The sequence below is a fragment of the Bacillus sp. G16 genome (assembly GCF_021282335.1).
GTDB lineage: Bacteria > Bacillota > Bacilli > Bacillales > Bacillaceae > Bacillus > Bacillus inaquosorum.
The window spans coordinates 387,649-411,992 of the sequence record NZ_JAJSOZ010000001.1 but is presented as its reverse complement, the minus strand read 5'-3'; the positions used below and the strand labels follow the sequence as shown (position 1 = coordinate 411,992).

Below are 24,344 nucleotides of genomic sequence, written 5' to 3'. Positions count from 1 at the left end.
ACAATGCTTTATAATATAAATCTTTATGTGAAAATAAGTATAATAATTCTTCCGAAGCATTATTAAATAATCGCTTAAGATATAAGTAAATCAGTGTTTGTTTCTTTTTTTCAATATCACTGCGTTTTCCGGATAAAAGAACATGATAGTCTCCAGAAATTTGAGCTATAATCCCTTTATAGTAGGAATATCTTTCAACTGTTTCATTATATTCTCCTGTAGCCAATAAAACACCTGCTACATTTGCTAGTGCAATCAGACTTCCACATTTTAATCTAATTACTTCTAAACTTTCATCTTCTGTTTTAGATTTATTAGTGATATCGTCATGTTGACCTTGCATGGCCTCGTTTACGTATCTTAAAACATATTTAAAAATTAAAGGATTGATATTTAATGAATAAATACTCGTTAATCCTACTGTATACAAGGAAAGTGCTGCATTTAAAGACTCTGAGCGATTAATTTTCATCCATAATGCATGGTGATTATCTTCATCTTCAAGATCATCCATAATATCTGATGAAAGAATAAGAATTTCTATTCCCGCGCCTAGCCTTGTTGCAACATCTAAATTCTCCCCTCCAAAAACAACATAATGTAAGATTGCGGATTCAGCAAAGGAGAATGTTTCTTTAGAATCAATAAATGAGTAAAGAAGTTGCGACAAATCTTCGTTAAATATGTTTTGCTTAACAATCTCCTTCATTATCTCCTTGATTCGGACAGAATCTAAACATATCTGCTCAATAACGACTTCCCCCCTCCCCTTCCATTTTACTAAATGGGCTATCCAAAGGACAGCAGGTTTTTCGTTATTTAACAATCATATAATACTTTATCCATTTATTGTATGGGTAGAACGAAAAAAAAGACTTGTTTCCAAGTCTTTTTTACGAAATTTTCATTGCGTAATTGTATTTATCGAGCTGATCAATGCTTTTGTTAATGTTTCGTAATGAATCTGTTGTTTCTTTAATATCAAGTTCGAGTCGGAATAACAATTGTTTTACTTCTTCAAGTTTCTTTTCCATCGTTTCCACACTCCTTTTTTTGAAAGATCAATGAATTGTGTATGGTGAACGAGTCCTAGGTATTTGATCTGTTACTAATAGTGTATCTGCTTTTGGCTTATTTTTCACCGAAAAGTATACAAAAAAGTCCTGCGTGACACCGCAAATATCAATGGGTCCTTGTGCTCAAAGGGATCACAATGAGAACAGGACTATATTTCTATGCAGAGGAGCGTTTCTTTCCCCTGAAATTGAGAAAGATTCTTAATTCCCTTGATTTTAACGTGTTTCGCATTTTCACTAAGCAAGACTATAGTCCTTCATACCGTATTTTCAAAATTAAATATGCGATTCTTGGCGTATCCTGACCGACAAACACCGAAAAGACCGCAACGCTAAAGTTGTGGCCTTTTCGCTTTGTCATATTCGGCTATTTGAGATCTATACATATAGAAACATCCTTTTGTGTGAGGTGCTCCCATGAGATATCATTATCCTTGGTTTTACGCCTATCCGTATGAGATTCGCCGCCCGCCTGCTCCCGCTGTCCAAACAGATACCTTTATCCGTTCAGCGAGAGAGGCCGCAGGGCTGTTCGCCGATGCCCAGCTCGTTTTAGGCCGCATTGCGGGCTCGCGGGAGCTCTCGCGCCGCATCCTGACCGCAGCCGAGCAGTCAGATAAACAAACTGTAAAGCGCCTGATCAAACAAATGGGCGTCCGGCATGAAGTGGACGCGGTCTTTAATCCCGACGGCATCTACATCAGCCTCATCGGGACGCAAAGCCGAATGATTCTTGCTTTGCGGTGGTCAGAAGACCGCAATCACTTTGCGTCCATAAGCTTATGACACCACTCCAGAGCCTCAAGATAACATTCATACGCTTCTTCTTTGTCCAGTTCTTTTCCTAATTCTGTGCAGGTGTCCCAGTTGTTGCTTTCAATTAATTTCACAAGCTCAAGCATTTGGTAGTAGTCGTTTTGATGGCCTAATAACGCTTGCCCGACTTCATCTTTTAAAGGCAATTCTTGAATAATATCCTCTATTTCTCTGTGCAGCAGGGTGTCTATGAGAGAAAACATTCCGATCAGCATATAAGAAGCAGGCTGCGGCCGGGCTGTTTTTCTCGCCAGCAGTTCACAAAGCTTAGCTCTCATCAAAGAAATCTTAATGATTTCGTGCTTGCTGGAATTCCCTTTTCTGCTTAAATCCTTAAAGGAAAGAATGTATATCCACCGTTTGATTTCATTAAACCCAAGCAGCATAATGGCCTGTTGAATGCTTTCAATTTTCTGGCTCAGTCGGCTGTGGGATGAGTTTAAAAATTTTAAGATTTGATAGGACAGGGATAAATCCCGCTCTATGTACTCTGTCACACGTTTTATGTTAGGCTGTTCTTTGCTCAATTCGTTAAGCAGTTCATAATAAGAATAGAAATGAGTCGACAGATCATGCCCGCTGATAATGCGCGGCTCGCTGAAAAAGTAGCCCTGGAATAATTGAAATCCGTCTTGGGCTGCCTGTTTATATTCTTTTCGGGTCTCTACTTTTTCCGCTAAAAAAATCAAACCGCTGCAGCCGTAGGTTTGCAAAATTTTTCTGCGTTCCATTCGTGTTGTTTTGAGAAAATCAATTTTCAATATATCAATATAGCTCATGAGCTTTTCCAGTAAGTCTTCATTTTGCGGATTTATGGCATAAAAATCATCGAGCGCCAGCATATACCCCATTTTTTTCAGCTCTCTGCATCTTGAGATGAGGGCCGGCGTGATCGGTATATCTTCAAGGATCTCAATGACAAGCTGTTTCGGATTGAAGGAGGTGGGAAGATTCGAGAACATCAGGCTTTCCGTAAAATTAACAAAACAGCGTTTCCCTTCCGTCAGTTTCTCAATACCGATGTTTAAAAAGCTGTTGATCACCAAATCTGTTGTTGCCTGATCGCCGTCTTTAGCGCTATACACATTCTCTTCACTCTCTCTATACAGCAGTTCATAAGCAACAACCTGTTCTTTTCTATTAAAAATAGGCTGTCTTGCAACAAACACCCTCATTGGTTTATCCCCCTTACAATGCGCGCGGCTTTCACCCCTAAGTATATCAAATAATTTGACGAAAATTGTCTAAACATGAAAAATAATATATTCACAAAGAAAAACTGGCCTCTTCGCGAACGAATGGCCAGTTTTCTTTATTCTTCTTCAAGCTCTTCATCAAGTCTGCTTTTCACTTCGTGGATCCGCTGCATTTTATTGCTCCAGCAGTCCTCGCTTAAATCAACCGGGTATTCCTCCGGCTTGCTGATTCTCTTATATTCCTCCCACAGCAGGCTGAGGTTATCCTGCACATACTGCTGTATGTCTGAGATCTCAGGGTTTTGATAGCAAAGAATACCCTTTTCAAAAATCAGCTCATGAAGATCCTTCGCATAAAAATTCGTGACAAATTTGCTGATGAATGTATGAACCGGGTGGAACATTCTGAGCCGCTTCTGATCATTCACCTGCTCATCATAAAGCGCAATATAGTCGCCTTCAGAATGATGATTGGACTGATTGATAATGCGGTATACTTTCTTTCTGCCCGGTGTCGTCACTTTTTCAGGATTGGACGAAATTTTAATCGTGTCGACCATTTTCCCGTCTTCTTCAATGGCAACGAGCTTGTAAACTGCGCCGAGAGCCGGCTGGTCATAGGCGGTAATCAGCTTCGTACCGACACCCCAGACATCAATGCGCGCTCCCTGAGCCTTTAAATTCATAATGGTGTGCTCATCCAAATCACTTGAAGCAATGACTTTCGCGTCTGTAAACCCTGCTTCATCAAGCATTTTCCGGGCTTTTTTTGACAGGTACGCCAAATCGCCGCTGTCCAGGCGGATGCCAATGAAGTTGATGCGGTCTCCGAATTCCTTAGCAACTCTAATCGCATTCGGCATGCCTGAACGAAGCGTGTCATACGTGTCGACTAAGAAGACACAATCCTTATGCGTTTCCGCGTATTTTTTGAAAGCTGTATATTCATCGCGGTAAGCCTGCACAAGCGCATGCGCATGCGTGCCGGATACCGGGATATTAAAGCGCTTTCCAGCTCTTACATTGCTTGTTGCGCTGAAGCCGCCGATTAAGGCTGCTCTCGCTCCCCACATAGCCGCATCCATTTCATGCGCCCGTCTTGTTCCAAATTCAAGTGCGACTTCATCGCCGATGACGCCTTTAATCCGGGCAGCCTTTGTTGCGATTAATGTTTGGTAGTTCACAATGTTGAGCAAAGCCGTTTCAATCAGCTGTGCTTCTACCAAGGGGGCCTCCACCCTCATAATCGGCTCATTGTTAAAGACGAGCTCTCCTTCTTTCATGGAGTAAAGAGAACCTGTAAAAGATAAACCGCGCAAATATTCAATAAAATCTTCATGATACCCGAGTTCATCCTGTAAATAATTCAGGTCGCTATCCGTAAACTTGAAATTTTCCAAGTATTCGATTGCTTTTTCCAAGCCCGCAAAAACCGCATAGCCATTTTCAAACGGAAGCCTTCTGAAAAAAAGCTCAAAAATCGCTTTCTTTTCATGAATGCCGTCTCTCCAGTAAGTTTCTGCCATGTTGATTTGATAAAGGTCTGTATGTAATGACAGGCTGTCATCTTTAAATCCGTACTCTAACACTGTTTTTCCCCTTCCTTACTCTGCCACTTGCGCTCCGATGCTGTTTGCAAAATGGGAAAGAGCCCATGCGTGCCCCTCCTGATTAAAGCTGGCAACAGCCTGTTTATGCACAACAATCCGGAAACCTTTGTTGTATGCGTCAACCGCTGTATGCAACACACAAATATCTGTGCAGACGCCGGCAAGATGCAGCTCGCCAATCTGCCGCTCTCTGAGTTTGAGCTCTAAATCAGTACCCGCAAAAGCAGAATATCTCGTTTTTTCCATGTAGTAAACATTTGGTTCATGTTCATGTTTCTGATATAGAGGCAAAAGCTTTCCGTACAGATCTTTTCCTTCCGTGTCTTTTATGTTATGCGGAGGAAAAAGACGGGTTTCAGGGTGATATTGATCCCCTTCATCATGAGAATCTACTGCTAATACGACGTAATCACCGTTTGTGATGAATTCTTCGGTCAAATTGACGATCGCCTCTTCAATCATTCTGCCGGGCTCCCCGCAGGTCAATTTTCCGTCACTCGCCACAAAATCATTCGTATAATCAATACAAATAAGTGCTTTTTTCATAGCCGGCCTCCCCGCCATCAGTATGAGAACATTATATCTTATCTCCAGTTGTAAGTGAATTGCCATGAACAAAAAGACAAACGATCCGTTTGTCTCTTAAGGTTTCAGCACTGACCGGTTAAAAATGTCGTCCTGAACATATATCAATTCACGATTCATAGCGATATCAGCCGCAATCACAAGGCCTAAAGGCGTATGAAACTGAAGATCAGATACGATCTTGAAGTTCACTCCGTTCCGGTTCGCCATTTGGATATAGGGAGAGTAAGACTGGTACTGAAGCTCTCCATTAATCAAAAGAGTGATGTTTTTGCTGTTTTTGAGTGCGTGTTCCGCTTCTTCATACGGTTTGCTTCTGAGCACCTGTCCTTTCGTCAGTGCCAAAAGGACTCTTTCCCTTAATGAGCCTAAAAACAAATGGCGCTCGTCTGGCTTTGTCTCCAAGGGCCCATACATTCCTTGCTGCAAATAGAGATCCATTTTATCATCACTCAAAAGCTCGTCCTCCCGTCTTGTTTGTCTTCATTATCACCTGATCAGGCAGGAGCTAAACTTTCAATGGCCGTTTACATTTCTGTTACCCAATGAATGATTTTTTTGGCCAGCTCACCAGCCGGGTCTTCCTCTGTATGCCGGCGCAAAGAAGCTTCCAGCCGTTCAGGCAGAGATGCTTTATCTTCTTCATAAGAAATGATCGTGCTCCACTCCAGCTGCGGAACCGCTACAAGCGTGCGCAGTTCTTTTCTGTTTTCATGCAGATACACGTCCGTGATCATTCCGGTTTCCGTATTGATATTCGCTTTTCTGATTTTCATAACATAACCTCACTATTCAAAGACTAACCATATTATACAATAAAAAAAGCAACAGCCTCTCCGAAAAGGCTGTTACCCGTTAAACGACACTGTTTCATCAATGATATCGGCATCTTTGAGGATGGTTTTACTGTGTTCATTATTGATCTTTATATAATCACCTAATTGAAACGCACCCGATCCCGCTCCGGTATGATCAACGCTTTTCGGCGAAATCGCAAACACATCTCCAAAGCTGGCCGCTGCATCACCTGATATGGACATAATATAAATCGGACCTACAATCGCAGGCATTTCCCCACCTCCGCATTGACTTACAGCATCATATGCAAAGAGGCGCAAATGGTGACCGCCTATTCAGCGGGCTTTGCGTTTTCTTCAAGGCGTGACCGCTGACGCAGTTTGATTAAGCGGACAATATTCAGGAAGAATGCCTTCACTACCGCGTAGACCGGCACCGCTAAAATCATGCCGAGAATTCCGCCGAAGCTTCCGGCTCCGATCAACAGCAAAATAATTGTAAGCGGGTGCGTATTCAGCCGCTTTCCAATCACAAGAGGAGACAGCAGGTTCCCGTCAAGCTGCTGAACAACGACAACCACAATAATCGCAAACAGCGCTTTGGCCGGCGAATCCATAAAACCGACAATGACAGCCGGCGCAGCACCAAGAAAAGGCCCGACATAAGGAATGATATTGGTAATCGCCATGACAATCCCAAGAATCAGGGCATACGGCAGCCCGGCTATTAAGTAGCCGATAAAACACGCTGTTCCGACAAAAAGACAGATTAACAGCTGTCCCTGAAAATAAGCCGCAAGCGTATCGGATAAATCTTTAAAAATCTTCAAGCCTTCTGTCCGATATGAAGCCGGAAGAATTTTCACTGCCAAGTTCGGAAAGCGGTGTCCGTCTTTCAGCATATAAAAAAGGATAAATGGAACAGTGATAATAACAAGCGTGATGTTTGTCACGACGCCAAACACCGCAGATAAACTGGACGTGATATTTTGCGGCAGGTTTTGGAGAAAGCTTGTCAACGACTGTTCAATTTTTGATATCGATACATAATCCTGATTCATCATCCAGGTAAACCATTGGGAATGGGACAAATCTTTTGTCAGCGCCTGAATCTGTTTTATATAATCAGGAAGATTGTTAAACAGCCCGGTAACCTGCGATGTAATAACAGGTCCGACCGACGCTGAAACGAAGGCAAGCAAACCGATAAAGAGTAAGTAGATCAATAGAATGGATAATGTCCGCGGAATTTTTTTCTCAAGCAGGCGGACGACCGGATTAAAAATGAAATACAAAATTCCCGCAATCAGCATCGGGAAAAACAGTGTCGAGATAAAAACAATAAACGGCTGAAATACAAATGAAACTTTTGTTGCTACGTAAATAATCAGCAAAACAAATAAAATCTGCAATGTCCAAAAATGGACTTTTGATTTCAACAAGCTTTGTTCCTCCTAGTTTTTCTTTATGTGTCAGATAAAAGGACTTATACCCCATCATTGTAACAAAAATGAACTCATATCAGAACTCTTAATATGATGAAAGGAGTGTTGGTGATGCAGGCTGTGACATACGATAAAGATTCCGGACTGGTTTATATCCATCTTCTTCATCCGAAAGAGAGCAGAAATGTACGGTCAGAGGAGCTTAAAGTCATTGATTGTATCCTGCTGGATATCGGCCAAAACGGCAAAATTGCCGGATTCGAATGTTTTGGTGAGGCAGCACTGCTCTGTGCCCCGTTTGCCGGGAAATCACGGCTATATGTAAAAGATGCAGACGGCTATCACTTTCGTATTCGTCAACAGGCTTCAGTCCGTTCCAGCTATACAGTGTACGGTGTCACTTTTTGTTTTTCAGATAGCGGCTATCAGGAATTTGCCGGTTTTGACCTTGACGAATCGATGTATCACAGTGCGTTTTTGCAGCGCTTAACTGAAAAATAGGACGTCCCGATGTACGCCTATTTTTCATGCGCAAGCACTGTTAAACCCGCTCACTGTAATCTGGCGTGACGGAAATCATGTGCTGGATTCTAATCAAACAAACAGATTTTCGGGCTCCTTCAATTGTGATATGGTCAGGGTTTACATCGATCAGTCTGCCTCTGACCGTATCTCGTACTGTCTGTATAACGAACCTTGAGCCGATGAGCTTTTTAATGGTCTGATAGACATAAGGATCGACTAAAGAGACCAGTTGCGGGCTACCTTGGTTGACCATACTTCAATCCCCTTTTTATGTTTTATCTCAGCTTATGCCGCAATTATGGATAATGACACAGGCTTCCCTGATAAAACGAGGGGTGCGGGGATTTTAGGAGAAAATGTTTGGAAGCGGGTGTAAAGGAAATGGTGATGAAGCGGAGACAGCGTAGAAAGCTGGCGCTGTTCCGTGTAAAAAGCGGGACTTATACTTGCTTTATCATGGATGCCTGGGCTTGGTCGATTAATTGGTCCAGCTTTTCTATTTTTTGACGTGCAGTTGAAGGATCAATTTGACGGTAATGATGGTGGCCGCCCGGCTCTTCATCAAGTTCGTCCGCTTTTTTGACAATCTGCTGCAGCGTGTTTTTATCTAACTCACCTTCAGGCAAATAGGAATCGGTATGAAGCAAAATGGCAAGAGCAATTTCTTTTGCCGCTTTCGGTTCCTCGCCAAGCCGAATCAGAAGCTTATGCGCCCGTTCCGCCCCTTTGATGGCATGGATGTCATTTCGTTTGTATTTCTCATAATCCCACTCACCGTCCGTATACCATTCATAATGGCCGATGTCATGCAGCAGCGCCGCTTTTGCAGCTAAATCAGGGTTGATGCCAGCCTTTACAGACAGCCTGTATGCATGATAAGCGCAAGCAATCGCATGTGCCACGCCTGAGCGCTGCATATATTTTTGTGCAATTGGATGGGTGAAAACATCCATTAATGTAACCTTTCTCATGGAAACCCCTCCTTTAGATATTTTTAGAATCCTAACATAATTTGCAGAGAAACTCAATTCTTATGTCACATCATTTTATCTTCTTATCATCATTGTTATACCCTAAAAGCAGAGTTTCAGTCAGTATATGCGGCGTTCAACAAAGTGCGCGGACTGTTGCCTTTTTATAAAAAAAGAGCAGAAAATCTCTGCTCTACAAAAACTCTTTTATATCATAAATGCGGCCGTTTTCCGCGCCTGTTTCTAATAAAGAAAGCAGTGTATCGGCAATAAAGGCCGGACTGCGAAGGCTTCCTGTTTCATTTAATTTCCGGAATCGTTCAATGTCGTGGAAATCCTTTTTCGATGAAGAACGGATGACGGCTTGCATCTCAGTGTCCATAACACCCGGTGAGAAAGAAATCATGTTCACCGGCAGTTCTTCATCCTCCTGTTCAAATCCGAAAGTCCTCGTAAACATGTCAAGCCCTGCTTTTGAGCTGCAATACGCGCTCCATCCCTTGTATGGGTTTTTGGCGGCGCCTGACGTAATGTTGACAACCGTTTTTTTGCCGCTGTATGAAGCAAACCGTCTTGTAAACATCTGACTCAAAAGCACGGGCGCTGTCAGGTTCAGCTGATAATGGCGCTGCAGTTCATCAAGAGACGCTTCGCCGGCGCGTTTGATCGGTGTTACCATTCCAGCGTTATTGATCAGGGTAATAGCTGAATAACGATCTGGATTGATGGATGAAAGCAATGATTCAAATTGCTGTTCAGCTTCTTCGAGATTGATAAGGTCTATTTGATGCTGCGTCAGTTTTTCATGTGAGACATCAGCTTTTGTCCTGGATAAGGCATGGACTTCATGGCCCTTCTCTAAAGCCTGCAATGCGATGGCTTCACCCAGTCCTTTTGACGCTCCGGTAATGATATAAAGTTCCATTGGAAACCTCCTCCTTCCGTTCCTATTGTACGTACCGCTTTTACTCAACACAAGCACGGGAGCCTATGCCTTTTTGTTCTCCTGCGCTGTGACTTTTGGGATGAGGAACACAATGCCTGCTATTCCGAGCAGGATCAGCACGACATAGATAATCGGAAGCAGCAGAGAAGATGTTTCTTGTTCTTCTTCTGTTTCCGTGGATGATGCCTTTGTGATTGGTTTTTCAGCAAAGGTAATCCCAAGCTGTTTCGATTGAGCCGCAATCGTGTTGGATTCCTCGGCATTTGTTGATGTAAACAAATCTTTTAACAGCTCTGCATCCTTATCCTCCGGCTTATCAAAGGTGATATCCTTCTGTTCTTCAGGCAGTTCTGTTTTTTCTTCATAGTAGGTATCTTCATGCAAATAATTCGTATCGATTTCAATGTCTTTTTTCTCATATTGGTTTGGCGCGACATCTGTATTTTCTTCGGTTTCGGCAGCGGCGGCAGAGGGTATGAAAAGGGAAAAGGAGAGCATACAAATCATGATCCCCTTTTCCATGCTGCGATTACGCTTCATACGTTTCATCGCTTTCTGCTGTTTTTTCTGCCATCAGCCGGATAATAAGCGGCAGAGCCGCGGCAATCACCGTAATGATCAGCAGAACCGATATTCCCATTGCAAACAAATGCCCAGTGCCATACTGGATGTCGATATATACTTTCGATACCGGATCTTCAAATGTAAAGTTCGGCATAATCAAATCAATAAGCGGTGCGACGTAGAATAGAATCATTGCTGCCGAAGCCACCCATCCAGGGATCGATCCGAATCTGAATGCCGCACGGATGAAGGCTGAGCTTGCGACCAGCAGTAGAATCGTAAACACTGACCACTTAATCGTTTGATCGTCCGGCAATGAATAAATATTCAAACCGAACAAGCTGATCATCAATCCGACAAGGATATTCAGAATTCCGAATAGCGCTCCTTTGACGAGAAGCGGCGCGTTTTGGTAATACGAGCTGAAATAGCCGATTAACAGACTGCTGATCAACACAATGACAAGGATGACAACCGGCGGCACCGTTTGAGTTTTTTCTTCCGGAACCTCTCCGCTGATCTTAAGCGGATTCGCCAAGTAATCATATACATAGCCGTTGTTTTGCCCATCTACTAATGTATTTCCCAATATGCCGTATACGTCATTGCGCACGAGTTTCGTTGAGGCGACATTTTTCCCCCAGTTGTTGTTTAAGGTGTCAGCTTTCGTCTGTACATCATTGACGCTTTGCTGCATGTTGGTTGTGTAATCGATAATGCCTGACTGGCGGTCAGATAATGAACCCATCATGTCTGACATTTGCAGCACTTCCTGGCCGACCGTATCTTGGACACTCAGCGCCATTGTGCCAGACAGCCCGTCGTTACTGAACGTCGCAGATTCCTGTGTTGCGCCCGTTACCAGCTGTTCTGACGCTTTTGCGGCACTTTCAGAGATTTTCGTCAGCTCATCGAGAACACCTGCTTGAGAGTCACGGATAAAACCGCTGTATTCGTCCGCAAATTTGGTCATGCCGTCGATAAAGCTGTTAATGTCTTCATCAGTTTGCATCGTGTTGTTTTTGAGAGCTTCCCAGCTGGCTGATTCTTCAGGTGAGAGAGCCAGTACGGATTTGACGTTGCCTTGCTGACCGTCAATGGCATTGGTTTTTGCAGTGCTGTCGATAGTTCCGGATAATACAGAGTCATAAACAGATAAATATTTATAGTATCTCATTAAAGCGGAGATGCTTTCTGTATTAATTTCTCCCGTGAATTGAAGCTGATCTTTATTTTCAAGCTCGCGAATCGCGCTGTAAATCCCTTCGAACTCCCTCTTCCGTTTCGCTTCAAGATTTTCAAGTTTACCTTCTAGCTTCTTTACTTGGTCTTTCAAGTCATCAATTTCATCATTAAGACCATCCATTTGCTCTTTTAGTTCTTCTAATTTCTTTTTCAGCTCTTCATTATGGGCAGTTTCTTTTTCTTTGAGCTCTTCTTCAATTTGCTTGATTCGCTCAGACGCTTTGCTGAGCTGTTCTTTTGCTTTTGCGATATCAGAAATCTCATCGTTTCCTGTTTGATCTTCGTCCTCAGGCTGAGTCGTGCCGCCGTCGCCTCCGGTATCTCCTGAATCGCCGGTTCCGTCTTCATTTGCCAGCTGGATAAATTGAAGGGCAGAATCTGATGAAGCGGTCTGTTCAGCAGATGTGCCTGTTTCGGTTTGTCCGCTATCTGACTCACCATTAGAGGCATCTCCGTTCTGCTCCTGACCGTCTGTTCCCTGCTGCTGGTCTTGATCCTGAGTATTGCCGTCCGTTTGTCCGTCATTCCCGGTATCACTGCTGTTATCATCGTTTCCGGTGTCTCCCTGTGTATCATCGGGATTGGTGCTGCCTCCGTCATCTGGATTATCCGGCTTGTCAGTGGACGGCTCGTCTGTTCCCGGTTTTTCAGTTCCAGGGTTCTCTGGCGTCGGCTCCTCTTTTTCAGGCTCTTTTAGATTGTCCGAAATGTCCTGAATGTCTGCAGCGATGTTTTTCAGTTCTTCACGCTGTTTTTCAAGATCTATTTTCAGTTCTTCAGGGTTTTCTTCCTTTGGATCTTTATCTTCATCATCTGAACCATCATCTCCATCAGGCTCCGGATCGCCTTTCGCAACAGTAAGCGCTGCGCGAGACTCAACAAGGAGTCCGTATACTTGGTTTAATGCAGCCTGTCTAGAAGCGGCCTGATATTGATCGATTAAGTCACTTTGGATTTTTGCCATGCCAAGTTCCTGCTGAGGCACCTGGCCTTCCCTGATTTGCTGTGCGGCTGCCAGAACTGTGCTGGTTTGCCCAAGCTGTGTTTTCACTTGGTTTATCCCTGTTGCCAGTCCGCTCATGCGTTCGCTGAACTGATTCGCCTTTTGCTGAGCTTGGATGGCATCCAGGCCTGTGTGGATTTGCTGCTGAGTTGAATCCTGGGCTGCCAAAAGCAGTTTTTTCTGATTTTCTTGATATTCTTTGTATCTTTCAACTGTATCAATGAAATCTTTCAGCGTGTTTTTGGCTTCCTCCGCTGTTGAAGCTTTTTCTTTTGTCGTGCCCTGCGCTTCATTCATTGATTTCTTCAGCTCATCGATTAAGTCTTTTTGCTGTTTGATTTCACCTGCTAAATCATTAGAGCTTGGTTTGTAAAAGTTGTACATGACATTCTGGAATTCAGATTCTTTATTGACGATTTTGTCAAATTCTCCTCTGATGTTGTCCACTTTTTGCGAAACAAAGTTCCAGTATAAGGCCGACATTTTTTTGTTCATTGTCTTTTGGGCATCCTCAAGCTCACGCTGAACTTTTTCTTTGTTGACCGCATTCAGGTTATCTTGAATGCTGAATTCGAGCGTTGCTTTTCGAGGATGATCTTTGTCATAACTCAAAATGTTTTTTGAGAAATCTGAGGGAATGTAGACGATCGCATCGTATTTCTTTGACGCGAGACCAGTCTCGGCCGCGCTTCGGTTTACGACCGTCCACGAATAATCGGGACGTTCACCCAGAACGGCCGCTACTTCCTTGCCGAAATGGGCGGATTTGTCCTCTTCATCAGACTTCACCTCATCACTCAATACGCCTGTGTCTTCATTCACCACCGCGATTTGCCGCGTGGAATTGACTGCTTTTTTCGTCGGATCGTCTCCGATAAAGCGGAAAAACAAAACCGGCAGCAGCAAAATGATGATGACGGCGGATATTAACTTGATCAAGCTTTTTCGTTGTTCTGTCATCTAGCACTCTCCCTTTCAGCAGAACATAAAGGAATTTGAACTTTTTGCTCCTTCCCGTTTTCCACAACATATCCGAAGCCCGGCTGAATCTCAGGCTCCTGTCTTTGGTACGGGAGAGGAATGACATTTTGCTCAGATTTTTTCATCAGCAGAATCGCATGGCGAATTTGCTTCATCTCTGTCGTCAAGGAGTCATAGCCTTTTGAGAATTCGCTGTGGTTTCCGCCCGGGATAAAGCTGAAGCCAAGATGCGCGTATGATTTCATGAAGTTTGCCAGACGGTCTTGTATTCTCGTATCAATCGTCTGCTGGAATCTCGTAATCCCGTCAATCATCAGCACTACTTGTGAGAATCGCAGGTTTTGCGCATCTCCCTGGCGGACGGCTTCTACATACATGGCTTCTCTTGTTTTAAAAATATCTTCTGCTGTTTCGATCCACTGCTCAATATCTTCTTTCGTTTCCAAATATGAGACGTCTGATTCCTTCGCATATTGGGACAAGCCGCGGTCAATCGAGTCAAACAGGCCGATCATTTCGGTTTCATCATCAATCAGATGTTCAAGCATTACTTTTAAGACGTTTGTTTTCCCGCGCTGGGTCTGGCCTAAAATCAGGCAGTGCTTATGCTTGCCCAAATCAAAATAGACTGGGCTGACTGTTTCTTCATGAAGCCCGATCGGTACAGATAAAGGCTTGCGTTCCAGCTTGAAGCGGAGAGAAAATTCTCTTGTCGACAGACTCTCAGGCAGCATCGGAATCGGTGCCGGCTGCTCCATTGAAGCAAAGCGCTCCTGAAGATGCTGAACGTCTGATTTCAGTCCGTTAAACATGCTGATATCATCGTCCGCGTCAACAGGCAGGAACATTTGTGCGAAATAAAGCTCTTCCTTTTGAATGATGACGCGTCCCGGAATCGGTTCAAGATTGAACTTCGGCCGTCCGTAAATGGAATATCCCTCAGATTGATCCATGAGATAATGGACAACCTTTGTTTTCAGGTTATTTAACAATGACTGGCGGACTGCATTCACACGCGTTGCTGTCAGCATGAAGTAGATACCCAAGCTCTGTCCGTCTCTGGAAAGCTGGACAAATTCCGATTCAAGCTCATGCATCTCATCCTTGACGATGTCAAAGTTGTCAATGGTGATGAAAATGAACGGAAGCTCTTCCTCGCTCAGCGCATTGTACATTTTGATGTGGCTGATTTCTTTTTCCCTGAACAGACGTTTACGGCGGTCAATTTCTTCTTTGATTCGAATCATGAACTTTTCAATTTTTCTTGACTGGTCCATCAGGAAGTAGTCCGCTGTATGAGGCAGCTTCGCTAATGGCAGAAGCGTTCCGTTTCCGAAATCAAAGATATAGACATGAAGTTCTTCTGGTGTGTATACGTCCGCAAAGCTCATCAGGAACGTTGCAGCTGCAATCGATTTTCCGTATCCGGAAGAGCCGAATATGCCGATATTTCCGTCTTCCATCATCTTATAAGCAATCGGCGCCTGTCTTTGCAGATCAGGTTCGTCGACATACGCGAAGTGGAAATGGTCTTTTTCTTCTGAAGGAAAAAGAGTGCGCGGGATACGTTCCGCAAGCGGCGGCAGCCAAGGGCTTGGCAGCTTCTCGATTCCCATTTCATCTTGGATGCGTTCAATTTCGTCAACTACTGCTTCGATTTCTGTTTGAACGTCTTTTTTCGCGATATCTTCGGTATCAACTTCGGAAAGCGGGATCAGACCCGTATCCGTGACGATCGCGATTTCATCCTCTGTTCCGTAGACTTCCTCTAGGTAAGGCGCACCGCTCCAGGCTGATTGAAACAGCTCATACACTTCATTGTTGCCGACCTGCAAATACCCGCGTCCTGTCACGGTAATGTTTGCGGCATCGCTGTTTTTCAAAATTTCTTTACTGTCGGTGGCATCCTGAACCTTCAGCGCTACTTTAAAGCGCGAGTTGCTCCAAATCTGGTCGTCAATGATGCCGCCCGGCTTCTGTGTCGCCAAAATCAAATGAACGCCGAGGCTTCGCCCGATACGCGCGGCACTGACAAGCTCTCTGATAAAATCCGGCTCCTCGCTTTTCAGCTCGGCGAATTCATCAGAAATTAAGAACAAGTGAGGCATCGCCACTTCTGCTTTCCCCTGCTTGTACAGCTTTGTATAGTCATTGATGTGATTGACTTGATACTGGTCAAACAGGCGCTGCCTTTTTTTCAGCTCGCTTTTTATGGAAGCAAGCGCACGCATACTGAAGTTTTTGCTGCCTTCAATATTTGTGATCGTGCCGAGCAGATGAGGAATGTTGCGAAACGGCTGTGCCATCCCTCCGCCCTTATAGTCAATTAATAAGAAAGCCGCTTCATGCGGGTGAAAATGCACCGCAAGTGACAAAATGTAGGTCTGGAGAAATTCACTTTTCCCTGACCCCGTTGTCCCTGCAAGCAATCCATGCGGACCGTGGGCTTTTTCGTGAAGGTTCAGGTACACAATGTCATCTTTTCCTTTATAGCCGATCGGCACTGACAGTGACTTCGCCGATTCACTCGTCAGCCATCTTTGCTGAATGCCGATTTCCTTTACTTCCTTCGCATGAAAAAGCTCCAGGAACGATACCGTTTCCGGAATGGAATTCGTAATGCCGACCTGGTGATTCAGCGTCCGCAGCGTGCGTGAGAACCGTTCGTTGTCCCCGCGCTGATGATGATCCAGGCTGAACGGAATTCTTACCGCTTTTTTCTTCTGTATTAAAATGTCGCCTTCATGCTCATTGATGTAGCGGACAAGAGTCGTAATGTTTTCCGACAAGCTTTCCTTTGTTTCTGCGGCAACAATTGTAGAGATGCCCAGATGCTCGTGCTGTCCTTCTAAATATTCGAGAATGACGTGCTCTGAGATCAGCTGCTGATTCGTGATGACAAATACAAAATGCGGTTTGAACTGCAGTTTTTCTTTGTCATCTTCAAGATCGCGCTCTCTGATCAATTCATAAAGTGAGGACAGGAGCTGATCTCGGGTTTGCTCATTATATATAAAACCTTTCGCATAAATATGGGGCATTTGAAATTGCGGAAGCCACTTCATCCACTCCCAGTCTTTATACTCTTCTTCATGAAAAATAAAAACGAAACGCAAATCGTGATAGCTGTTGAAGAACGACAGCTGTCCGATCAGCTGGTGAATCTCATTTTTCACAATTTGTGATTTACCGACAAGCCCCATCGGACCTTCCGCCAAATCGACTGTAACCGGCGCATTGCGGATGTCCTTATAGACACGCTGCATGTGCTGGGACTTCTCCATGAGGTCATCGATATCACGATTGGCCAAGTCCCCGCCGCTCATATTGATTTCATAGCTTGAAGGGACTGTTCCCGTCCCAAGCCGCAGCTGGAGATAATCCTTGCTTTCAAGCGATTTTTCCCAGATCCGGTCACTGATTTCACTTGTTAAGTATTTCATTTGTTCAAATGAAGGAAAATGAAATTCAAGAACCTGCTTTTGCTTTTCAGCAAGCGCCTGAAGTTCTTTCCGCTTATTGTCTAGGTAAAGCTTATACACGCGCTCCCGCTTTTCCTCACGTTTTTTCCGCTGGTTTTTATCCCGGAAATATTGCACCGTCGAGGTAATGAGGGTCATCATAAACATCGCCAGAGAAACGAGTATGAATATGCCGCGCGGCTGAATGATGGCGACAACGCCCATCACGATCAGCATCACAAGCGGAGGCAGAATGACGAGCCATAGCCCTCTATTGGTTTGATCGCTCTCCTGAGAGGGAAAACTGAAGGAAACGCGGTCATCCGGCAGGTCGTACACCATTCGCGGCGTTCTTCTGTACTGCGGATATTTTTTCTGCATCTCTGTGCTCGGTTTGACCGTTTCTGTTAATGCCGTTTCAAAAGGGGCAAAATGAACAATTTCTAAAAGGTCTTGTTCCGTCACTCTCATTTGCGTAAAGTTCCAGAAAATTTCATCCCCCGGCTGGAGCGGTGTATTGTAGATGATCTTCTCTCCGTTCAAGAAGATCGTCCCGCTTTCAGGACGAACCGACCAGCTTCCGCCGACAAGAAGCAAAGAGAACGTGCTTTGTTCTGCAAAAGCAAACTCTTGCGGATTCAGATAAATATCTGCATTTTTCTTTTCTGAAGAGCATATGATTTCATCCCGATTCCCCGTAAAATAAACGGATTTATGAGGCTCACTGCCCGTCAATATCAAGCGTATATCCTGCTGATCCGTTTGGAGAGAAAATGATGTATCCGGCTCAATCGTGCCGAGACAATCATTTCCCAGGAAAACTTCGTATTGGCCGCCGGATTCCTTTCTTTGAAGGGAAATCACTCCGCTTTCAAACGGAATGGTGCCAATCGTAACGGAATCCTTCACATCAGGCCCTATGGTCACCGGATGGGACGACGGGAGGTCAGTCAGTTTCAGTTTTTGAACGTTATTTTGGTAAAAAACCCATAATAGACTCAAATGGCGAACCTCCTAACGGCCGAATAGCAGCATGCGATGACCTGCGCTTCATGTATCACGTTATTTGTCATCTTTTTTCTCATCTTTCTTTTCTGTTTCTTTTTCTTTCTTCGCTTGTTCTTCTTTTTTCGCTTTTTCCTCGGCTGCGGCTTTTTCTTCTGCCGCTTTCTCTTCAGCTTGTTGTTTTTCTTCGTCTGTTTGTTCTTCGGCTGTATCGACTAAAGACGTGTCAGTATTAGACTGTCCTTGATTGTCTTCATGTTCCTTTTTTGCTTTTTCAAGCTCACTATTTACTGAATCAAGTTCTTTTTGTATTTCTTCATCATTTGTGTCTTCAGATAAAAGCTGCTGTTTATATTTAGCAAGGCCAAAATAAATATAATCATTGTACTCAAGTTTACGGCCAATACTGATAGCTTCTTTGTAATTCCCTCGGCCATAATCAATCCAATACAAGAAATGCTGAGGGTCTGATTGCAGAGTGACTAAATTATTTTCAATATTTTTCGTTTTTGCACTCCCTAGATTTTCAACCTCAACATAAGACGTCGCCAGCTGATACTGCACCGATTCAGGCAGGCTTTCCGCATCGTATTTAGACAGTGTGCTGATAACCTCACTGTACTGCTTGTTTAGGAAAGCGCGGTTGCTGTCCACTATCGCCTGGTGCTTTGGCTGTGCGAAAAATAAAGCGTACATCGAATAAATAAGGGCCGGCACCAGCAAAACAATGAGCCCCAGGCCGATATATCGCTGGATGTTCCACTTTTTTCTCGGGATATGTATGTATGTTTTCGCTTTGGCTTCGAGCTCATCGATATGAGTTTGAATCTGTTCGAGCAGGTCATCATAGGTCGCCGCATCCAATATCGCTTTAGCCTCTGCGGAGAACGTCAGCGTATCATTGAATTTCAGGTAGTCTTCAAATGCAAACGCGCCGTCAACTGCCAAAGCCGCTGCCGCTTTCAGCTCCCGCCACACTCTTTCCTCATCACGCTCGTAAGGAGGAATGCTTTCTTTTACTCCATAATGGAGAAAATAAGGCGTTAGGCCTTTATCGAATACAATATTTTCAGGAGCGACAATCAAATTCAGCCTTGACAGATTGTGCTGCTGTACAGCTTGAACAAGCTGATAGGCAAACTGCCATTTGCTTTTTTTATCTTTAGCTTTCATTAAGCGGAATGCTTTATAGGAGGGAGGAGGTTGGATTGTGATGATTACTTCATCATCCGTCACATCGATCTCTTTATGAAAAAATGGATTTACATCTTTGATCACGTTGGCTTCGAGACCGTCCAGAAGCTTTATTTTTTCCCGCTGAAAGGTAAATGTATAGCCGGCATCTGTTTTCTCGGCAACGGCTTCTAATTGGTTTTCTAAATATGATTTTTGTTTATCCGACATTCAACCAGTTCCTTTCATAATATTTCAAGCCGGTCTCCGTTTGTAATGCCGCAATCAGACAGCTTGCATTCTCCGGAAAACACCGTATCCTTATTAACCACTCTGATCCAGTGCCCTTCGCGCGGAAGTATAGTTACGCTTTGAGCCTGCCAAGCAATATCAATTACTTTTTTCACCGGGTGGTAATCTGACAATCTGAGATCAAAGACACTGCCGTTATAATGTTTCAAATCTATTGTAATATCAATATACATTTTAGGATCACCCTTACATAGAAAGAGCGCCGTCTTCTCGTGAATCAGGCGCTCCTTCCCTTTCATACTGTTATCCGCGGATTTGATTTGCGATGTCTTGGTCAGTAGACTCAAGTGTATTTGCTGTTTGATCAAGCTGCTGATTCACATCTTGAAGCAAATCTGACATTTTGATAAATGAAGGTTTGAGCTGCTCGTATTGATCTGCGAACGCTTCGCTTGAAGCACCTTCCCACATGCTTTTCAAATCAGAAATCATTCGGTTTAAACGATCAACCTGATTCAATACTTCTTGGCTTTCAACGCCGTATTGCTTCGCCATCGCTCTTAGCTCTTCGGGTGTGACACGAATTAATCCTGCCATATTCCTCATTACCTCCTGTGCCATCAGCCTAAATATGGGCTAATTCACTTATTTTTAGAACGTCATTATTATAAAAACAGTTTTTCGGTACAGTCAAACAAATATGTTTTAATTTTACAAAATGAGTCCAATGGTTTACCCCAAATCGCTTAAAAATGACATAAATTGTTAAATAGGTAGGTTCATTTTCTCAATCTTCTCTTCATCCTCCGAATAATCCAAAAGACCCAAATGATTCTCCAACTCCCAAAAAAAACCTTTCAGAAAATTTGATGCTAGAGCACCATTTCTGAAAGGTTCAGTTTTTTCTTTCCTTAATCAGTCTCGCCCCCGATGACTTTCTTAGAAGAATAATAGGATAAGCTTTCGTATCATATAAGGCATACAACTGTACTGCAAAGAGGCGGATGCACCGCCAATCATATATAAGACGTTTCTCTCAGTATGCCATGTAATTGTTTTTTTGGCTTCCGCTCTTTGTTGTTGATTTTCACAAACAACAACAATCATAATAAAAGGAAGGGGATGAGATGTCAAAGAGAAATCAAGCATGAAAAGTAGGGAGATTTATGACCATGCCGAATGATCCGTTTAAATACAGTTTTGACAGACTTGAAGATGTGGCTGATCATATCAGCGACGTTCTGCGTTGCCCGATTACTATAGAGGATTTCAACCACAAGCTGCTTGCCTACAGCACACACAGCGACTGCACAGATCCTGCCCGAACGTCTACAATCATTGGCAGAAGAGTACCAGAGAAGGTCATTAACAAGTTGTGGAAAGACGGGACGATTCCAGCTCTTTTAAAAACAGACCAGCCGATCAGAGTAAAGCAAATAGATGAAGTCGGACTGAGCAATCGCGTTGCAATTTCCATTTGGAAAAACAACCAAGTGCTGGGCTTCATATGGGCGCTTGAGATCCAAAAAACATTGTCTGACGATGATCTGATGACACTGCAAATGGCGGCTAAAGCAGTGAGAAACAAGCTTCTCAAACTCCAAATCAGAAAAACGAAAAATGAAGAACGCAGCCAAGAGTTTTTCTGGAAAATGCTGACTGGACACATTTATCAGGAGCAAGACATGGCGGATGGGTTCCACAAGCTTGGAATGGTCGCCCCTTCTGAGTTTTCCGTTATGATCATCCGGATAAACGGCGAGCTGACTGAAAAAATCGAACAGCAGCTGCAATATTTGCAGGAAACAACCCAGCAGGTTCATGTTCTGCTGACAACAGTAGATTCCAATGAACTCATTATTTTAACCGCTCCTAAAACAGATCACCCTTTTCAAGATTTAAAGCAGTTTGCTTTCAGTACGCAAAAACAGCTGAAGGAACGTTATAAAATAGAAGACGTTTCGATCGCTTTTGGCGGAATATACAATACTATTTCTTTTGTCTCCCGCTCCTATCAGGAAGCATTATCTGTCTTAAAAGCCAAGGAACGGTTCGCAGAAGAGACAAAACATCTTTTCAGTTTTTCTGAGCTAGGCATTTATCAATACTTGGATGTCCTAGATGAAAAACGGAAACAGACGGGATATTTTAATTATTCGCTTTCCAAACTGGAACAGTATGACCGCGATCACCAGTCTAATATGGTAGAAACGCTAGAGCGTTTTATTGAAGCAGACAGCAACGTGAATACCGCTTCCAAGGTTTTGAATATACACGTTAATACGTTGAATTACCGTCTCAAGCGCATCAGCCAGATCGCTGAAATCGATTTAAAAAATGTGAATCAAAAATTCACTATCTATTTAGATATCAAGCTTCGGCACATGGATTTGTGAAATTTCACAAATCCATGTTTTTTTATTTTCTTATTCAAACAAAGAATTTTCCAAAAAATCAAGCTACACTAAAAACATCACAGATACAGGAGGAGACAGATATGATCATAGGGGTTCCTAAAGAGATAAAAAACAATGAAAACCGCGTCGCACTAACACCTGGGGGCGTTTCTCAGCTCGTTTCAAACGGCCACCGGGTACTGGTTGAAACAGGCGCGGGCCTTGGAAGCGGATTTGAAAATGAAGCCTATGAATCAGCAGGAGCGGAAATCATTGCTGATCCAAAACAGGTCTGGGACGCCGAAATGGTCATGAAGGTCAAAGAACCGCTGCCGGAAGAATATATCTACTTCCGCGAAGGACTTGTGCTGTTTACGTACCTTCATTTAGCAGCTGAGCCTGAGCTTGCACAGGCCTTGAAGGATAAAGGGGTTACGGCCATCGCCTATGAAACGGTTAGTGACGGCCGGACATTGCCGCTTCTGACGCCAATGTCCGAGGTTGCAGGCAGAATGGCAGCGCAAATCGGAGCTCAATTCTTAGAGAAACCTAAAGGCGGAAAAGGCATTCTGCTTGCCGGAGTGCCTGGCGTTTCCCGCGGAAAAGTAACGATTATCGGAGGAGGCGTTGTCGGCACAAACGCGGCCAAAATGGCTGTCGGCCTCGGTGCAGATGTGACCATCATCGACTTAAACGCAGACCGCCTGCGCCAGCTTGATGACATCTTCGGCCATCAGATTAAAACGCTAATTTCTAATCCGGTCAATATCGCAGATGCTGTGGCAGAAGCGGATCTTCTCATTTGCGCAGTATTAATTCCGGGTGCTAAAGCTCCGACTCTTGTGACTGAGGAAATGGTAAAACAAATGAAACCAGGTTCAGTGATTGTTGATGTTGCGATCGATCAAGGCGGCATTGTCGAAACTGTCGACCATATTACTACCCATGATCAGCCGACATATGAAAAACACGGTGTTCTCCACTATGCTGTAGCAAACATGCCGGGTGCTGTCCCTCGTACATCAACAATCGCCCTGACTAACGTTACTGTTCCATACGCGCTGCAAATCGCTAACAAAGGGGCAGCAAAAGCGCTAACAGACAATGCGGCACTGAGAGCTGGTTTAAACACAGCAAACGGACACGTGACCTATGAGGCTGTGGCAAAGGATTTAGGATATGAGTATGTGCCTGCCGAGAAAGCTTTACAGGATGAGTCATCTGTGGCGGGTGCTTAATTCACATTGAGCTTGCAGAAAGATTTCTGCAGGCTTTTTTTATCTTTTAAAAGGAAAAAAGAGACCATTTCACGAACTAAAACTATGAAGTTGATCATAAAGGAGGATTCATATGGCTGTTCAGCAATATGGCGTGTTAAAAGGCATTGTCTTAGACATGAAGCGTGAAACCGATGATGACAGTCCTCATTTCCAAGTCAAAGTGCTCGGTGAAGAGAATACGTATTACAGGTGCGCCATCAATGTGATGTCCAGTTCTGAGGAATCTGAAGTATTGTATTTGGCTGACGATCAGTTTGATTCAAGCTCGATTACCATCCTTCCGAACATGCCGTATGGATATACAAGGATCAATGAGGCAAACCGTGAAGTGGCGCTGGATTATGTGCGGGGCAATTTGTTTGACCCGCGGAAAATGAAGCCCTTGCCGCATGAAATCACGGGGCCAGATAATGATTTAAATGATTTTATTGAAACGTATATGAAGAAAGCGAAAGACGAGAAAGCGCCGGTTTATATATTCGGTTCAAAATTTGGGCCGGAACAGGCTCCGGATAAAATATTCGGTTTTACTCCGACCAACGGCATGCACAATATCCATATGAATCAAGGGAATGCAATGGATACCCGCTGGAAAAAAGACAACGGCTCTTGGCATGACGGAGGCATTCTGATTCAATTTGCCGACGATCAGTGGGCCGCTGTGTTTTTAGCGTTTTTATCCCAATCGTGGTGTACAGATGAAAATGGAAACCCGGTCAGAGACTGTGATCATACCCAAACGTCTGCATAAGATAGAAAAAGAGACTGCGGCTGCAGTCTCTTTTTTATGCGATTACACATTTTCAACAGGCTTTAAGCTATTTGGCCTCATATCGCTCCAATGCGATTGGATATAGTCCAGACAAGCTTCACGCCCTTTTTGTTCATGAACGACTGTCCAGCCGCTCGGCACATCTATAAAACCGGGCCATAGGGAATACTGGCCCTCTTCATTGATCAGCACCAAATATGTGCCATCCGCATTTTCAAAAGGATTTGCCATCTATTGCTTCCCCC

At 43.8% G+C, this 24,344-nt stretch carries 25 protein-coding genes; 6 read left to right on the top strand and 19 right to left on the bottom strand.

What is annotated here, in order from left to right; all coding sequences use genetic code 11:
• Together LWH95_RS02050 and degQ are read right to left on the bottom strand one after the other, a co-directional pair.
• Positions 1-709, bottom strand: a 709-nt coding sequence (locus LWH95_RS02050) for a polyprenyl synthetase family protein (protein ID WP_232918852.1), incomplete at its 3' end; no start/stop codon positions are given.
• A gap of 184 nt (positions 710-893) precedes the next feature.
• Positions 894-1,034, bottom strand: a complete 141-nt coding sequence (degQ, locus tag LWH95_RS02045; RefSeq protein ID WP_003220708.1) for a degradation enzyme regulation protein DegQ — start codon at positions 1,032-1,034, stop codon at positions 894-896.
• Between the two features lie 179 nt (positions 1,035-1,213).
• Here degQ and LWH95_RS02040 point away from each other — a divergent pair, with 179 nt between their 5' ends.
• Together LWH95_RS02040 and LWH95_RS02035 are read left to right on the top strand one after the other, a co-directional pair.
• Positions 1,214-1,381: a hypothetical protein gene (locus tag LWH95_RS02040; RefSeq protein WP_119914210.1), complete on the top strand. Its 168-nt coding sequence runs from the start codon at positions 1,214-1,216 to the stop codon at positions 1,379-1,381.
• A 112-nt stretch (positions 1,382-1,493) separates the two neighbouring features.
• Positions 1,494-1,862 (top strand): hypothetical protein, encoded by a 369-nt coding sequence (locus tag LWH95_RS02035; RefSeq protein WP_084991317.1) that lies wholly within the window; start codon positions 1,494-1,496, stop codon positions 1,860-1,862.
• Here the strand turns inward: LWH95_RS02035 and pdeH are convergent.
• The 7 genes from pdeH to LWH95_RS02000 form a co-directional block, all read right to left on the bottom strand.
• On the bottom strand, positions 1,838-3,067 hold the full coding sequence (gene pdeH, locus LWH95_RS02030) for a cyclic di-GMP phosphodiesterase (protein WP_060399390.1): 1,230 nt from the start codon (positions 3,065-3,067) through the stop codon (positions 1,838-1,840). The two genes, LWH95_RS02035 and pdeH, sit on opposite strands and share 25 nt — an antisense overlap.
• A gap of 137 nt (positions 3,068-3,204) precedes the next feature.
• Entirely contained in the window at positions 3,205-4,677 is a 1,473-nt protein-coding gene (locus tag LWH95_RS02025; RefSeq protein ID WP_225514789.1) for a nicotinate phosphoribosyltransferase, read from the bottom strand.
• A gap of 15 nt (positions 4,678-4,692) precedes the next feature.
• A complete protein-coding gene (locus tag LWH95_RS02020) occupies positions 4,693-5,244 on the bottom strand; it encodes a cysteine hydrolase family protein (protein WP_148982769.1) in 552 nt (183 codons plus the stop codon).
• 96 nt (positions 5,245-5,340) lie between these two features.
• On the bottom strand, positions 5,341-5,739 hold the full coding sequence (locus LWH95_RS02015; RefSeq protein ID WP_019259337.1) for a YueI family protein: 399 nt from the start codon (positions 5,737-5,739) through the stop codon (positions 5,341-5,343).
• A 71-nt stretch (positions 5,740-5,810) separates the two neighbouring features.
• Positions 5,811-6,059 carry a YueH family protein gene (locus LWH95_RS02010; protein WP_084991310.1) on the bottom strand — a complete coding sequence of 83 codons (249 nt, stop codon included), beginning with the start codon at positions 6,057-6,059 and terminating at the stop codon, positions 5,811-5,813.
• 72 nt (positions 6,060-6,131) lie between these two features.
• Positions 6,132-6,353, bottom strand: a complete 222-nt coding sequence (locus tag LWH95_RS02005; RefSeq protein WP_003241034.1) for a spore germination protein — start codon at positions 6,351-6,353, stop codon at positions 6,132-6,134.
• Positions 6,354-6,412: 59 nt separating this feature from the next.
• Complete coding sequence (locus LWH95_RS02000) at positions 6,413-7,522, bottom strand: AI-2E family transporter (RefSeq protein ID WP_003241032.1); 1,110 nt, start codon at positions 7,520-7,522, stop codon at positions 6,413-6,415.
• 114 nt (positions 7,523-7,636) lie between these two features.
• Between LWH95_RS02000 and LWH95_RS01995 the strand changes: the two genes are divergently transcribed.
• Positions 7,637-8,026, top strand: a complete 390-nt coding sequence (locus tag LWH95_RS01995) for a DUF2283 domain-containing protein (protein ID WP_232918851.1) — start codon at positions 7,637-7,639, stop codon at positions 8,024-8,026.
• Positions 8,027-8,066: 40 nt separating this feature from the next.
• Here the strand turns inward: LWH95_RS01995 and LWH95_RS01990 are convergent, their stop codons facing one another.
• The 9 genes from LWH95_RS01990 to LWH95_RS01950 all read right to left on the bottom strand — a co-directional run bounded on the left by LWH95_RS01990 (position 8,067) and on the right by LWH95_RS01950 (position 20,248).
• Positions 8,067-8,303 carry a YuzF family protein gene (locus LWH95_RS01990; RefSeq protein ID WP_003241026.1) on the bottom strand — a complete coding sequence of 79 codons (237 nt, stop codon included), beginning with the start codon at positions 8,301-8,303 and terminating at the stop codon, positions 8,067-8,069.
• A 187-nt stretch (positions 8,304-8,490) separates the two neighbouring features.
• Complete coding sequence (locus LWH95_RS01985; protein WP_019259341.1) at positions 8,491-9,021, bottom strand: HD domain-containing protein; 531 nt, start codon at positions 9,019-9,021, stop codon at positions 8,491-8,493.
• 193 nt (positions 9,022-9,214) lie between these two features.
• Positions 9,215-9,946: a (S)-benzoin forming benzil reductase gene (locus LWH95_RS01980; RefSeq protein WP_232918850.1), complete on the bottom strand. Its 732-nt coding sequence runs from the start codon at positions 9,944-9,946 to the stop codon at positions 9,215-9,217.
• Positions 9,947-10,009: 63 nt separating this feature from the next.
• A complete protein-coding gene (gene essA / locus LWH95_RS01975) occupies positions 10,010-10,465 on the bottom strand; it encodes a type VII secretion protein EssA (RefSeq protein WP_080030893.1) in 456 nt (151 codons plus the stop codon).
• Between the two features lie 31 nt (positions 10,466-10,496).
• On the bottom strand, positions 10,497-13,739 hold the full coding sequence (gene esaA, locus LWH95_RS01970) for a type VII secretion protein EsaA (protein ID WP_148982772.1): 3,243 nt from the start codon (positions 13,737-13,739) through the stop codon (positions 10,497-10,499).
• Complete coding sequence (essC, locus tag LWH95_RS01965; RefSeq protein WP_232918849.1) at positions 13,736-18,223, bottom strand: type VII secretion protein EssC; 4,488 nt, start codon at positions 18,221-18,223, stop codon at positions 13,736-13,738. The genes esaA and essC overlap by 4 nt, the downstream gene beginning before the upstream one ends.
• Positions 18,224-18,283: 60 nt before the next feature.
• Positions 18,284-19,630, bottom strand: coding sequence for a type VII secretion protein EssB (gene essB, locus LWH95_RS01960; protein WP_232918848.1), 1,347 nt, complete (start codon positions 19,628-19,630; stop codon positions 18,284-18,286).
• 14 nt (positions 19,631-19,644) lie between these two features.
• Positions 19,645-19,884, bottom strand: coding sequence for an EsaB/YukD family protein (gene yukD, locus LWH95_RS01955; RefSeq protein ID WP_232918847.1), 240 nt, complete (start codon positions 19,882-19,884; stop codon positions 19,645-19,647).
• A gap of 70 nt (positions 19,885-19,954) precedes the next feature.
• Entirely contained in the window at positions 19,955-20,248 is a 294-nt protein-coding gene (locus LWH95_RS01950) for a WXG100 family type VII secretion target (RefSeq protein ID WP_003220661.1), read from the bottom strand.
• Between the two features lie 569 nt (positions 20,249-20,817).
• Here LWH95_RS01950 and adeR point away from each other — a divergent pair.
• The 3 genes from adeR (at position 20,818) to LWH95_RS01935 (ending at position 24,078) form a co-directional block, all read left to right on the top strand.
• On the top strand, positions 20,818-22,047 hold the full coding sequence (gene adeR / locus LWH95_RS01945) for a sporulation transcriptional activator AdeR (protein WP_232918846.1): 1,230 nt from the start codon (positions 20,818-20,820) through the stop codon (positions 22,045-22,047).
• 101 nt (positions 22,048-22,148) lie between these two features.
• Positions 22,149-23,285, top strand: coding sequence for an alanine dehydrogenase (gene ald / locus LWH95_RS01940; RefSeq protein ID WP_232918845.1), 1,137 nt, complete (start codon positions 22,149-22,151; stop codon positions 23,283-23,285).
• A 112-nt stretch (positions 23,286-23,397) separates the two neighbouring features.
• A complete protein-coding gene (locus LWH95_RS01935) occupies positions 23,398-24,078 on the top strand; it encodes a YukJ family protein (RefSeq protein ID WP_232918844.1) in 681 nt (226 codons plus the stop codon).
• A 42-nt stretch (positions 24,079-24,120) separates the two neighbouring features.
• Here LWH95_RS01935 and LWH95_RS01930 read toward each other — a convergent pair whose 3' ends face one another.
• Positions 24,121-24,330, bottom strand: a complete 210-nt coding sequence (locus tag LWH95_RS01930) for an MbtH family protein (protein WP_014115006.1) — start codon at positions 24,328-24,330, stop codon at positions 24,121-24,123.
• Positions 24,331-24,344: the final 14 nt, after the last annotated feature.